This window comes from Altererythrobacter sp. H2 (genome assembly GCF_035319885.1).
Lineage (GTDB): Bacteria > Pseudomonadota > Alphaproteobacteria > Sphingomonadales > Sphingomonadaceae > 34-65-8.
Genome location: NZ_CP141285.1, coordinates 1,689,390 through 1,701,551, shown reverse-complemented (window position 1 = coordinate 1,701,551; position 12,162 = coordinate 1,689,390). Strand labels below are relative to the sequence as shown.

At 64.3% G+C, this 12,162-nt stretch carries 12 protein-coding genes and 1 tRNA gene; 8 read left to right on the top strand and 5 right to left on the bottom strand.

The features are described from left to right. Positions 1-3: 3 nt before the first annotated feature. The gene (locus U4960_RS08600) at positions 4-1,938 is read right to left on the bottom strand and encodes a peptidylprolyl isomerase (protein ID WP_324260242.1); all 1,935 of its coding nucleotides are present in this window, start codon (positions 1,936-1,938) and stop codon (positions 4-6) included. Between the two features lie 188 nt (positions 1,939-2,126). On the opposite strand from U4960_RS08600, the gene tpiA reads away from it, so the two are divergent. From tpiA to U4960_RS08585, 3 genes are all read left to right on the top strand, one after another. Next, the gene (gene tpiA / locus U4960_RS08595) at positions 2,127-2,891 is read left to right on the top strand and encodes a triose-phosphate isomerase (RefSeq protein ID WP_324260241.1); all 765 of its coding nucleotides are present in this window, start codon (positions 2,127-2,129) and stop codon (positions 2,889-2,891) included. Positions 2,892-2,982: 91 nt separating this feature from the next. Beyond that, a complete protein-coding gene (gene secG / locus U4960_RS08590; protein WP_324260240.1) occupies positions 2,983-3,369 on the top strand; it encodes a preprotein translocase subunit SecG in 387 nt (128 codons plus the stop codon). A gap of 88 nt (positions 3,370-3,457) precedes the next feature. Continuing rightward, a complete protein-coding gene (locus U4960_RS08585) occupies positions 3,458-5,092 on the top strand; it encodes a CTP synthase (protein WP_324260239.1) in 1,635 nt (544 codons plus the stop codon). 319 nt (positions 5,093-5,411) lie between these two features. Here U4960_RS08585 and U4960_RS08580 read toward each other — a convergent pair whose 3' ends face one another. Continuing rightward, positions 5,412-5,876: an Hsp20 family protein gene (locus tag U4960_RS08580; RefSeq protein ID WP_324260238.1), complete on the bottom strand. Its 465-nt coding sequence runs from the start codon at positions 5,874-5,876 to the stop codon at positions 5,412-5,414. A 167-nt stretch (positions 5,877-6,043) separates the two neighbouring features. Here U4960_RS08580 and grxC point away from each other — a divergent pair, with 167 nt between their 5' ends. From grxC to U4960_RS08560, 4 genes are all read left to right on the top strand, one after another. Then, positions 6,044-6,307, top strand: a complete 264-nt coding sequence (grxC, locus tag U4960_RS08575) for a glutaredoxin 3 (protein WP_324260237.1) — start codon at positions 6,044-6,046, stop codon at positions 6,305-6,307. Beyond that, complete coding sequence (locus U4960_RS08570; protein ID WP_324260236.1) at positions 6,308-7,135, top strand: carbon-nitrogen hydrolase family protein; 828 nt, start codon at positions 6,308-6,310, stop codon at positions 7,133-7,135. Further along, entirely contained in the window at positions 7,132-7,590 is a 459-nt protein-coding gene (locus tag U4960_RS08565; RefSeq protein WP_324260235.1) for a DUF1178 family protein, read from the top strand. Before U4960_RS08570 ends, U4960_RS08565 begins: the two co-directional genes overlap by 4 nt. A 39-nt stretch (positions 7,591-7,629) precedes the next feature. Next, positions 7,630-7,706, top strand: a tRNA-Arg gene (locus tag U4960_RS08560). 136 nt (positions 7,707-7,842) lie between these two features. Here U4960_RS08560 and U4960_RS08555 read toward each other — a convergent pair. The 3 genes from U4960_RS08555 to hppD form a co-directional block, all read right to left on the bottom strand. Then, positions 7,843-9,048 (bottom strand): MFS transporter, encoded by a 1,206-nt coding sequence (locus U4960_RS08555; protein WP_324260234.1) that lies wholly within the window; start codon positions 9,046-9,048, stop codon positions 7,843-7,845. Positions 9,049-9,135: 87 nt separating this feature from the next. Then, positions 9,136-9,699, bottom strand: a complete 564-nt coding sequence (locus U4960_RS08550) for a VOC family protein (RefSeq protein WP_324260233.1) — start codon at positions 9,697-9,699, stop codon at positions 9,136-9,138. Then, a complete protein-coding gene (gene hppD, locus U4960_RS08545) occupies positions 9,696-10,793 on the bottom strand; it encodes a 4-hydroxyphenylpyruvate dioxygenase (protein WP_324260232.1) in 1,098 nt (365 codons plus the stop codon). Before hppD ends, U4960_RS08550 begins: the two co-directional genes overlap by 4 nt. Before the next feature lie 160 nt (positions 10,794-10,953). Here hppD and U4960_RS08540 point away from each other — a divergent pair, with 160 nt between their 5' ends. After that, positions 10,954-12,114 (top strand): acyl-CoA dehydrogenase family protein, encoded by a 1,161-nt coding sequence (locus U4960_RS08540; RefSeq protein ID WP_324260231.1) that lies wholly within the window; start codon positions 10,954-10,956, stop codon positions 12,112-12,114. Positions 12,115-12,162: the final 48 nt, after the last annotated feature.

Here is a 12,162-nt window from a genome sequence, read left to right as displayed (position 1 = left end):
TCCTCAGTTTTCGCCGGTGAGCTGCTTGCGGACGGCGTCGATGGCGGCCTGGTTGCGCTCCACACCCACGTCAGCCCGCAAGGCAGAGCGCAGCTGCGCAGCATATTCCTGCCCCAGCGTCTGGCCCAGTTCGCGCTTGGCCTGGGCGAACACCGGATCATCACGCGCGATCGTGCCCGCTTCGATCCGGTCCAGCTGGACGAGGAACCAACCGGAGTCGTTCGGTGCCTCAAGCTTCTTGGATGTCCCCTGCGCCATGCTGAACATCAGCGCGAGCGGAGGGGGCACGCGCTGGCCGGTTGCGGCCAGCTGCTCGCGCGAAAGATTGATCGGATCGAGATTGGTCAGCCGGGCATTTTCCGCCCGCATCGCCGCTGTCAGCGTGGCCCCCTTGCCGAGTGCCGCCAGAATGCGGTCCGCCGCAGCCTTGGCGCGCTTGAGACCTTCGGCCCGCTTCCAGTCGGCCATGATCTGGGATTCGATCTCGGCCAGCGGAGCGGTTGCCGACGGGGTGATATCGCTGGCTTCGAAAATGATGAAAAGCTCGCCCGGAACGAGTTCGGCAATCTGGGGCTCGCCCTCTTCCATCTGGAATGCAGTCTGAAGCACCGGACCCAGGACCTGCGGCACGGTTTCCCCTGCCGTCCCATAGATACGGCCGTCCGCCGTCACCTGCGGGGTCGTGGTCAGCTCGGCCGAGACCGTCTTGGCGACATCGGCCAGGCCGACGCCTTCATCGAGCTGTTCCTCGATCGAGGCAGAGATATCGGCAATTGCCTGACGCTGCTTTTCCGCGCGCAAGGCGGTCACCAGATCACCGCGGGCCTGTTCAAGGTTGCGACCCGGCGTGCGCTCGATGGCATCCACCCGGATCACGTGCCAGCCAAGACCACTCCGTGCTGTCGTGGCCACTGCGCCCTGCGCCGCAGAAAAGGCCGCCGTCGCGACCGCTGCCGACGACTGCGAAGTCAGCGCTTCACGTTCGATCGGCCCGACAGTGGACAGTGCAAACCCGGCCTCGCGCGCGGCGGCTTCGAGCGAGCCCCCGGCCGAAACCTTGTCACGGATCGCGTTGGCAGCCTGCTGAGTCGGCACGATCAGCTGGCTGAGCCGGCGGGTTTCCCTGGCGGCGAACATTTCGCGATTGGTTTCGTAGCGGGCCGCAATCTCGCGCTCGGTCGGCTCCGAAGCCTTGGCGACGGCCGATGCATCGAACGTGGCAAACCGGATCACCCGCCGCTCGGGCCGGATATAGTCGGCGCGGTTGGCGGTGTAATAGGCCTGTATCTGAGCCTTGCTGGGTCCGCTGGCTGGCTCATAGAGGGCGCTGGGAACGATCCCGATGGTGCCGGTGCGCCGTTCCTTAAGCAGGCTGGCATACTGGCTTACCATCTTGTCCGGCATCTTCGCGCCGAAGGCCGAAGGAACGAGCAGCTGCTGGGCCAGGATGCCTTGCCCAAGGTCCAGCCGCACCTGGGCGTCGGTCAGCCCCTGCTGGCCGATGGCAGCGCGATAGACTTCGTCGGAAAAATTGCCATCCGGCCCCCGGAATGCCGGGATGGCCAGGATTTCGCTGTTGAGCAGGTTGTCGCCCGCCCGCAGGCCGATGTCCTCGGCAAACCGGGCAATGGCCGTGCGGTCAAGCAATTGCTCAAGCACTTCGTCAATCGCCCCGTCGCGCAGGAAGGCCGCCATGGTCAGTGTGGGGTTCTGCTCCCGCATCTGGTCCAGCGCATTGGTGGCCGCGCGGCTGAGATCGGCAGTGCCGATCTTTTCGTCGCCCACCACCGCCACGCGATCCCCGCCCGAAACGCCGCCGAACATGCCAGTCCCGGTAATATCCGAGCTGGCAAAGGCCAGGGCGATCAGCGCGAGGAAGCCGAGCGAAACCGGCACGCCGAGCTTGGAATTGAAGAACCTGCGGAAAAAGGAAATCATGGTGCGATGCGAATCCGGTGGCTGTGCGGCGTACCGCGGTCAATCGTAGGGCGCTTTATCGGCCCTGCGACCGCGCGGCAACAGGTGCGCAGGTGTTTTGACTATCCGCACACATACGGGTAGCGGGCCAGGCGTCGCCACCGCTAAGGCCGTGGACGCGATTCACAACCATTGCAGGAATGACCCCTATGGCCGCTCGGCCCTATATCGTCGGTAACTGGAAAATGAACGGGACGCGCGCCATGCTGTCGCAAGCCCGTGCCATTGACCGCGCCGCCCAGAACATGATGAAAGTGGAGGTCGCGCTCGCGCCGCCCTTTACCCTGCTGCACGCGGTCCATCGCGAAGTGGAGCAGATCGGTGTCGGCGCGCAGGATTGCCATCCGGGGGCAGACGGGGCCTGCACCGGCGATGTTTCCGCCACCATGGTGGCGGATGCCGGCGCGAAATTCGTCATCATCGGCCATAGCGAGCGCCGCCGCGACCACGGCGAAAGCGATGAACTGGTTGCGCGCAAGGGCGTTGCCGCGCTCCAGGCGGGGATGCGCCTGATCCTGTGCGTGGGCGAGACCGAGGAAACCCGCGACGACGGGCAAGCCGAGGCGTTTGTTACCGCCCAGCTCAAGGCGTCCTTGCCCGCCACGCTGGAAAGCCCGGCGGAATCGCTGACGGTGGCGTATGAACCGGTCTGGGCAATCGGTACCGGCCGCACCCCGACTGTGGAAGATATCGGGGCCATGCATGGCGCCATCCGGGCCGTGCTGGTTGATCTCTATGGGGCGGAAGAAGCGACCCAGGTCCGCATTCTCTACGGCGGCTCGGTCAACGCCGACAATGCCCGCGAACTGCTGTCCGCAAAGGAAGTGGGCGGTGCGCTGGTCGGCGGCGCCAGCCTGACGGCAGAAAGCTTCCTCGGCATCGTCGTGGCGGCGGCTGAGCCGGTCGAAAGCTGAAGCGGCCGCACCGGCTTGCCACCCCCCTCCTTGCCTCCATCGCTCCGCGCGCCTACATGCGCGGGCAACAATCCATGCCGAAAGTAGCTCCATGTCGCTCTTCCTCTTTCTCACGGTAGTCCAGGCGATCGTCGCCGCCGCTCTGGTCGGGGTAATCCTGATGCAGCGGTCCGAAGGTGGCGGGCTCGGCATCGGTGGCAGCCCGAACGGCATGATGAGCGCACGCGGCGCAGCCGATTTCCTCACCCGCGCAACCAAGTGGCTGGCGGTGGTCTTTGTGGCCCTGTCGATTGCGCTTGCAGTGGTCGCGGTCGGGGCCACCAGCGGTGACGAGATCACGACAACGCTGGATCGCAACACGGCGGCACCGGCCGATCCGCTGGCCGCGCCGGTTGATCCGCTGGCGGCCCCGGTGGCTGATACTCCGCCGGTCGAAACCGCACCGGTTCCGGCCGAGCCTGCACCCGCCGCACAGTAACCACGCGCACAGCACTGTGGATGGGCGGCCGTTCGCCGCGCCAATCCGCTTGCGCCGACTCACACCAGACGATTAAGGCCCAAATCCCATGGCGCGGTACATTTTCATCACCGGCGGCGTGGTCTCCTCGCTCGGCAAGGGTCTCATGGCAGCCAGCCTTGGCGCGCTGCTTCAGGCGCGCGGCTACAAGGTCCGCATTCGCAAGTTCGACCCTTATCTGAACGTCGATCCGGGCACGATGAGCCCGTACCAGCATGGCGAGGTCTATGTGACCGACGACGGGGCCGAAACCGACCTCGACCTGGGCCATTACGAACGCTTTACCGGTGTTTCCGCCCGCCAGAGCGACAACGTCACCTCCGGCCGGATCTATCAGCAGATCATCACCCGCGAGCGGCGCGGCGACTATCTCGGCGCCACCGTCCAGGTGATCCCGCACGTAACCGATGCGATCAAGGCTTTCGCTCTGGCTGACCAGGGCGATCACGATTTCATCCTGTGCGAAATCGGCGGCACGGTGGGAGACATCGAATCGCTGCCCTTCATGGAAGCGATCCGCCAGCTCCGGAACGAGCTGGAGCCGGACCAGACGCTCAGCGTCCATGTCACGCTGGTCCCCTACATCGCCGCGGCGGGCGAGTTGAAGACCAAGCCGACCCAGCATTCGGTCCGCGAACTGGCGAGCCTTGGTATCAAGCCTGACATCCTGCTGTGCCGGGCCGAGCATCCGATCCCGGAGAGCGACCGGCGCAAGATCGCCCAGTTCTGCAACGTGCGCCCCGAAGCGGTGATCCCGGCGCTCGACGCCAGCTCGATCTATGCCGTGCCCCTTCAGTACCACGGCGAAGGGCTCGACGATGAGGTCCTGCGCGGCTTCGGCATCACCGATGCTCCGGCACCGGACCTGTCGCGCTGGTATGATATCGTCGATCGCTACGAAAATCCCGAAGGCGAGGTGACGATCGGGGTGGTGGGCAAGTATGTCGGGCTGCAGGATGCCTACAAGTCACTGAACGAGGCACTGGTCCACGGCGGCATGGCCAACCGGGTCAAGGTGAAGATCAAATGGATCGACGCCGAAGTGTTCGAGCAGGATGACGACGCCATCGCGGCGCAACTGGAGCCGATGCACGCGATCCTGGTGCCCGGCGGGTTCGGCGAGCGCGGCTCGGAAGGCAAGATCGCCAGCGTCCGGTTCGCTCGGGAACGCAATGTCCCGTTCTTCGGGATCTGCCTGGGGATGCAGATGGCCTGCATCGAAGCGGCACGTTCGGCGGGCAACGCCAATGCCAGTTCGACCGAGTTCGGCCCGACCGATCAGCCGGTCGTGGGGCTCATCACTGAATGGATGACGGCGGAAGGCCTGCAGAAGCGCGAGGCCGGGGGCGACCTGGGCGGCACCATGCGGCTCGGCGCCTATGAAGCCGTGCTGACGGGCAACAGCCATGTCTCCGGCGTCTACGGGGGCGCAGCACGCATTTCGGAACGGCACCGCCATCGCTACGAAGTTAACGCGGCCTATCGGGAACCGCTGGAGCGTGACGGGCTGGTGTTTTCGGGGATGTCGCCCGACGGCCTGCTGCCGGAGATCGTCGAACGTCCCGATCACCCCTGGTTTATTGGCGTCCAGTTCCACCCTGAGCTCAAGTCAAAGCCCTTCGCGCCGCATCCATTGTTCGCCGGCTTCATCGCCGCCGCCCTGCGCCAGTCGAGGCTGGTCTAGGTCCGTAGAACTACGGATAACAGCGTTATAGTGATTTTTTGACGCTTACACTTTATCTTTTGATAGTTTTGCCGCACTAGCAATCCGTTAGGGGGCGGGGCGGAAATTGGCGCCGTTGCCTTCCTGCCAGATTACGAGCTTGTCTCGGGATTGATCGTCTTCTGCGACCCGGACGGTCAGACCCGAAACGAGGCGGCCTAGCGTCGCGGAGGCGGGCCCACGGTCCGCCTCCATACCCTTCAGCATCTGGAGGGCTCCACGAAAAAGCCCGCTTCCTGCGAAGCGGGCTTTTCATGTTCAGGGGCAAGCGCAGCCTGGTTTACGCTGCGCTGGACGTGTCATCCTTGACGACTTCAAGCGGACGCTGCCCGCCAACCAGGATTTTCTTCGGTTTCATCGCTTCCGGCACTTCGCGCACCAGATCGATCACCAGCAGCCCGTCAGCCAGGTCTGCGTGTTCGACCCGCACATAATCCGCCAGTTCGAAGCGCCGCTCGAACCCGCGATTGGCAATGCCGAGATGCAGGATCTCTCCGTCAACCGTTTCCTCGCGCTTCTTGCCCTGCACGACCAGCAGGTTCTGCTGCGCGGTGATGTCGAGATCGGCGGCGCGGAAGCCCGCCACGGCCAGCGTGATGCGGTAGCTGTCCTCGCCCCGCTTTTCGATGTTGAACGGGGGGTAATTGTCGCCGCCGTTGAGGCGAGCCTGGTTCTCGAGCAGGTCGAACAGGCGGTCAAAGCCCACGGTGGAGCGGCGATATGGGGTAAGATCAAAACGGGACATGATTCAAATCCTCTTCATGAGCAATTTGTCAGATGCCGAGCCCCGCGATGGGGCACCCGGCGGTTGCCGGACACGAACCCGTTGCGGCGCTCGCGTCCAATGCCCAGATAAGTGACAGACATCCGGTTTCAACCACAACCGCCCTTACGATTCGCGAGGATTTTTTCATGGCTGCCCCCAGGATCGACATCTACACCAAGTTCGGCTGCGGCTTCTGCGTCCGCGCCAAGGCCCTGCTCGACAGCAAGGGTGCAGCGTATCACGAGCATGACATCACCTTTGGCGGGAAGGAGCGCACCGAGATGATGGAGCGTGCCCCCTCGGCCCGGACCGTACCACAGATCTTCATCGGCGACCTCCACGTCGGCGGTTCCGACGATCTCCAGGCGCTGGACCGCGCCGGCAAGCTCGACGCGCTGCTGGCAGGCTGAATGACCCGGATCGCCGTTCTCCAGATGACTTCCGGGATCGACCCGGGGGCGAATGCTGCGGCCTTGTCCGAAGCGATCGGTCGCGCGGCCGAGGGCGGCGCGGCCATGCTGTTCACGCCGGAGATGTCGGGCCTGCTTGATCGCGACCGGGCCCGCGCCGCGCCCCATATTGTTGACGAAGCAAGCGATCCGGTCCTGGCAGCCGTGCGCGAAGCCGCCAGTCGCGCCGGAATATGGGTCGCGCTCGGCTCGATTGCCGTGCGCGGGGATAGCGGCAAGTTGGCCAATCGCTCGCTGGTGATCGACGGGTCAGGCGCTGTCGCGGCTCGCTATGACAAGATCCACATGTTCGACGTCAGCCTCGACAGCGGCGAAAGCTGGCAGGAATCCAGTGCCTACCAGCCCGGCGATGCAGTCGTCACAGTGGACACGCCCGTCGGAAGGCTGGGGCTGACTGTCTGCTATGACATCCGCTTTCCGGCCCTGTTCGAAGCGCTGGGGCGGGCGGGCTGCGATATCATCGCCATTCCCGCGGCCTTTACCCGGCCGACCGGCCAGGCGCACTGGCACCTGCTCCAGCGGGCGCGGGCCATCGAGGCGAGTGCCTATGTCGTCGCGGCCGCCCAGTGCGGCCGGCACGAGGATGGGCGGGAGACCTACGGCCACAGTCTGGTGATCGACCCCTGGGGTGAGCCGCTGATTGACATGGGCGGCGACAGGCCCGGCCTTGCCTTTGCCGAGATCGAGCCGGAACGCATTGCCTCCGTCCGGCGGCAGCTCCCCAGCCTTGCCAACCGGCGGGATATCGGGAAGGGCGCCAGGCCATGATCGTGTTCGACTTGCGCTGCGCCGAAGGGCACCCGTTCGAGGGCTGGTTCGGATCCTCGCAAGACTATGCCGCGCAGCAGTCGCGCGGATTGGTGACGTGCCCCCAGTGTGGATCCCACGACATCAGCAAGGCACCGATGGCGCCAGCCGTGCCGACGAAGGGCAATCGCCGTGACGACAGGAACGATGGCCGCCAGTTGACCAACACGCCAATCCCGCCCGAAGTCGAGCGGGCGATGCGGGCGCTGGCCGCAGCGCAGGCCAAGGCGCTCGAAAACAGCCGCTGGGTGGGTGACAGTTTCGCCGACGAGACCCGTGCCATGCATTACGGCGACAAGGACCTGGAAATCATCCACGGTAAGGCGACGCTCGCCGAGGCCAAGTCTCTGCTGGACGAGGGTATCGAGGTGGCACCGCTGCCATTTCCAGTGGCGGAGCCCGATAAACTCAACTGATTGCAGGAATCGCAGCGCCGCCTTATTGGGACGACCGGCGCGCCCGTAGCTCAGCAGGATAGAGCATCAGATTCCTAATCTGGGGGCCACAGGTTCGAATCCTGTCGGGCGCACCAAAAGAGCCGTCCCGCCGGGGGGCGGCTTTTTTTGGTGGGCCGCTTCAGGATCGCGCCGGGTTCGGAGTCGGAGCCGCGCAGCGGCGAAGACGTGCGGAGCGAAGCGCAGCACAATCCTGTCGGGCGCACCAGAGGCTTACCGTCCCAGGCGCATGGCGCGTCGGCTGAGCAGGACCACGCATAGCGAAAGTGCCGCAGCCAGCACCGCAATGCCGCTCCATCCCGCCACCGCATAGATCGCCGTTCCCGCCCAGCTGGCAATCCCGCCGCCGACGAACATCATCACGATGAACGCCGTCATCAGCCGGGTGCGAATGGCGGGGTCGAGCCCGAGAAAGGTCATCCGGCTGGTAACATCGATCGACGGGCCAACGGCGTTCATCAGGACAATCGGAGCCAGCAGCAAGGCCAGAGAATGGCCCAGCGGCCACAGCAGCAACACGCCTGCCAGTTGCACACAGGCGAGCCGGAAACGTGCCTTGCGCGGGCCGATCCGGTCAGACCAGCGGCCAAGCCGGGGGGTGACGTAGATGCTCAGCGCCGCAATCCCGGCGAGATAGCCGACCACGTCGGTGCCGTATCCCATGTCCGCGCTGGTCAGGTGAAGCGCAAGCCCCAGCCAGACGGACAGGAAAATGCCGAAGTTGAGGGACTGGATAAGGCCTGACAGCAACACCTCGCGATGGCGCGCCAGCAAGGGGAAGATCGACCCGAGCAAGGCCGGATAACTGGTCATGTCAGCTGCCGGTGTGGACGCGGGGCGGCGGGGCTCCATCAGGAAAGGCAGGGCCATGGTGGTGCCGACGATCAGGACTGTGGCGATGACATAGACCAGCCGCCAGTCGAGATACTCCGCGATCGCCCCGGCGCCGACGCGGGCAATCAGGATACCGAAGATGATCCCCGCCGTCAGAGTTGCCGTTACATGGCCGAGGCGCTCAGGGCCGACCCGTTTCGAGGCATAGGCAGGCAGGAGATAAGGGGCGATGGTGAAGAAGCCGAGCACGGTCGAAGCGGCCAGGAACAGCCAGAATTGCTGGGCGAGGGCCATGATTCCCAGCGCTGCCGCCTGGCAAAAGCCAAAGATCACGCAGAGGGTACGGTTACCGTACCGGTCACCCAGCGGCAGCAGGAGGAAGATGCCCAGTGCCAGGGCAATCTGGTTCAACGCCGGCACCAAGCCGATAGTAGCCGCATTGACCCCGAAGTCCTGCGCCACCTCCGACACGATCGGATGGATGTAATAGGCATTGGCAACCGTGACGCCGGTCACCGCGGCGAGGGCGTGTTCCTGCCGTTTCGTCAGTCCGGATGGTTTGATCGGGGTTGCCTGCTCGTCCACCGGGACGCGCTATCAGGTTCCCGCCCGATGCCAAGCGTCCCGGGCCTCACAATATTGAGGGCGCGATTGAAGGCGCGGCAATGGAGTCTAACCGACGCCGTGCTCCTTGCGGGCAAGTTCATGCAGCCAGGCAGCGTGCTGGGGTGCCTTTTTGGTCTGGCTCCACTCTTCCAGCATCATCGGGGCGACACGCTTGAGTTCGGCGTACTGTTCATCCGTGCCGATATCGGCGGCCAGTTCGACGCGGTGGCCGTTCGGATCGAAAAAGTAGATCGACTTGAAGATGCCGTGATGAGTCGGACCGAGCACGTCGATACCGAGGCCTTCGATATGGGCCTTGGCGGCGAGCAGCTCATCCTCGGAACCGACCCGGAAGGCGAGGTGCTGGACCCATGCCGGGGTGTTCTCGTCCCTGCCCATATCGGGCTGGTTGGGCAGCTCGAAGAACGCCAGGACATTGCCATTCCCGGCATCGAGGAACACGTGCATGTAGGGATCATAGGCGCCTGTCGACGGAACATGGTCCTCGGCAAAGGCGGTGGTGTAATCCATGCCAAGTACGCGGCCGTACCACTCCACGGTCTCTTTTGCGTCCTTGCAGCGATAGGCGGTGTGGTGGATGCCGCCCAGGGCGATCGGGTGCGTGCTCATTGGGCCGGCTCCACTTCCAGCACGCCGCGCTGGATCTGGTCACGCTCCATGCTTTCGAACAGGGCCTTGAAGTTGCCTTCGCCGAAGCCGTCGTCACCCTTGCGCTGGATGAATTCGAAGAACACCGGCCCGACCTGCGCCTGGGCGAAGATCTGCAGAAGGAGGCGCGGTTGCCCGCCTTCGGTGGTTCCATCGAGCAGGATGCCCCGCATCCTGAGCTGGTCCACATCTTCGCCGTGACCGGGCAGGCGCTCGGCCAGCATGTCGTAGTACGTGGCGGGCGGGGCGGTCATGAACGGCACACCCAGTGCCTTGAGCCGGTCCCAGCAGGCGGGCAGGTCTTCGCAGATCAGCGCAATATGCTGGATGCCTTCGCCGTTGAATTCGCGCAGGAACTCCTCGATCTGGCCCTTGCCGCCTTCGCCTTCCTCGTTGAGCGGGATGCGGATCTTGCCGTCGGGCGCGGTCAGCGCCTTGGAGGTGAGGCCGGTATATTCGCCCTTGATGTCGAAGAAGCGGATCTCGCGGAAGTTGAACAGGGTTTCATAGTAGTCCGCCCAGTACTTCATCCGCCCGCCGTAGACGTTGTGGGTGAGGTGGTCGATCAGCTGGAAGCCGGCCCCGACAGGGTGCTTGTCTGCCCCCGGCAGGTACTCGAAGTCGATGTCATAGATCGACAGGCCTTCCCCTGCTTCGTTCTCGTAGCGGTCGACCAGATAGAGGATCGCGCCGCCGATGCCGCGGATTGCCGGGATGTGCAGTTCCATCGGGCCGGTGTGGACCTGGACCGGCTCCGCACCCTTGTCGAGCAGGTGCTGGTAAGCCTTGCGGGCATCCCGAACCCGGAAGGCCATGCCGCAGGCTGACGGGCCATGCTCGCGGGCGAAGTACCACGCGGCGCTCTTGGGCTCGTAATTGGCAATCAGGTTGATCCCGCCCTGACGCCACAGTTGCACGTCCTTGCTGCGGTGGGTGGCGACATGGGTGAAACCCATCGCCGCAAAGACCGGCTCCAGCATGCCCTTCTGCGGGGCGCAGAACTCGACGAATTCGAAGCCATCAAGGCCAGCGGGGTTTTCGAACAGGTCGGCCATGGGGGTATCCTCGATGAACTGGTTTCAGGCGAAACTATATTCCTGATTGCGGCAGGTGTAAAGTCTTCCGGGCGGCGGACGACTGGCAGGATGATGGATTGCAGCCTGCAACCTTTCGCGGCAAGGCTGGGCCATATCCGGCACAACCCAAGGTACCACAATGCACGACACCCGCGAAGACCTGGCCGAAATCCGCCGCGCAGTGCGCGCGCTGTGCAATGAGTTCCCCGGCGAATACTGGCGCGAGAAAGACCGCGACCGCGCTTATCCGGGCGAATTCGTCAATGCCCTGACAAAGGCCGGCTTTCTCGCCGCGCTGATCCCGGTGGAATATGGCGGCTCGGGCCTCAAGCTCGACGCGGCCTGTGTCATCATGGAGGAAATCCAGGCGGCCGGGTGCAATGGCGCTGCGGCCCACGCGCAGATGTATGTGATGAACACTCTGCTGCGGTATGGCAGCGAAGAGCAGAAAGCGGCCTACCTGCCCGGCATCGCCAGCGGAGAACTGCGCCTGCAGGCCTTCGGCGTGTCCGAGCCGACCAGCGGCACCGATACGCTCTCGCTCAAGACCCGGGCAGTGCGCGACGGCGATCACTATGTCATCAATGGCCAGAAGATCTGGACCAGCCGGGCCGAGCATTCCGACCTGATGGCGCTGCTCGCCCGCACCACACCCCGCGAGGAAGCAGCCAGCAAGACCGAGGGGCTATCCCTGTTCCTGGTCGATATGCGCGAGGTTCTGGGGAACGGCATGACCATCAAGCCGATCCGCACGATGATGAACCACTCCACCACCGAAGTGTTCTTCGACGACATGCGCATTCCGGCGAGTGCGCTGATAGGCGAAGAGGGGAAGGGCTTCCGCTACATCCTGTCCGGCATGAATGCCGAGCGGGTGCTGATCGGGGCCGAGTGCATCGGCGATGCCAAGTGGTTCATCGAGCGGGCTACCGCCTATGCCAACGATCGCGGCGTGTTTGGCAGGCCAATCGGGAAGAACCAGGGAATCCAGTTCCCTATCGCGCGCTGTTATGCACAGATGCGCGCTGCCGAGCTGATGGTCTATCACGCAGCCGAAGTCTTCGACCGGGGCGGCAACGCCGGGGCAGAAGCGAACATGGCCAAGATGCTCGCTTCGGAGGCCAGCTGGGCCGCCGCCGACATGTGCGTGCAGACCCACGGCGGCTTCGGCTTTGCCGAGGAATACGACGTGGAGCGCAAGTTCCGCGAGGCGCGGCTTTACACCGTGGCTCCGATCTCGACCAACCTGATACTCAGCTATCTGGCAGAGCACGTACTCGGTCTGCCGCGTTCTTACTAACGAATGTGAAGTTCCCGCTTGACCGCCTGATTTGCATGTGATTCAGAT

Excerpts from the sequence above, each read along its gene's own strand:
- tpiA (WP_324260241.1), top strand. The coding sequence starts at position 2,127 with ATGGCCGCTCGGCCCTATATCGTCGGTAACTGGAAAATGAACGGGACG.
- U4960_RS08540 (WP_324260231.1), top strand. The coding sequence starts at position 10,954 with ATGCACGACACCCGCGAAGACCTGGCCGAAATCCGCCGCGCAGTGCGC.
- hppD (WP_324260232.1), bottom strand. The coding sequence starts at position 10,793 with ATGGCCGACCTGTTCGAAAACCCCGCTGGCCTTGATGGCTTCGAATTC.
- U4960_RS08570 (WP_324260236.1), top strand. The coding sequence starts at position 6,308 with ATGACCCGGATCGCCGTTCTCCAGATGACTTCCGGGATCGACCCGGGG.
- U4960_RS08565 (WP_324260235.1), top strand. The coding sequence starts at position 7,132 with ATGATCGTGTTCGACTTGCGCTGCGCCGAAGGGCACCCGTTCGAGGGC.
- U4960_RS08550 (WP_324260233.1), bottom strand. The coding sequence starts at position 9,699 with ATGAGCACGCACCCGATCGCCCTGGGCGGCATCCACCACACCGCCTAT.
- U4960_RS08580 (WP_324260238.1), bottom strand. The coding sequence starts at position 5,876 with ATGTCCCGTTTTGATCTTACCCCATATCGCCGCTCCACCGTGGGCTTT.
- U4960_RS08585 (WP_324260239.1), top strand. The coding sequence starts at position 3,458 with ATGGCGCGGTACATTTTCATCACCGGCGGCGTGGTCTCCTCGCTCGGC.
- U4960_RS08600 (WP_324260242.1), bottom strand. The coding sequence starts at position 1,938 with ATGATTTCCTTTTTCCGCAGGTTCTTCAATTCCAAGCTCGGCGTGCCG.
- grxC (WP_324260237.1), top strand. The coding sequence starts at position 6,044 with ATGGCTGCCCCCAGGATCGACATCTACACCAAGTTCGGCTGCGGCTTC.
- secG (WP_324260240.1), top strand. The coding sequence starts at position 2,983 with ATGTCGCTCTTCCTCTTTCTCACGGTAGTCCAGGCGATCGTCGCCGCC.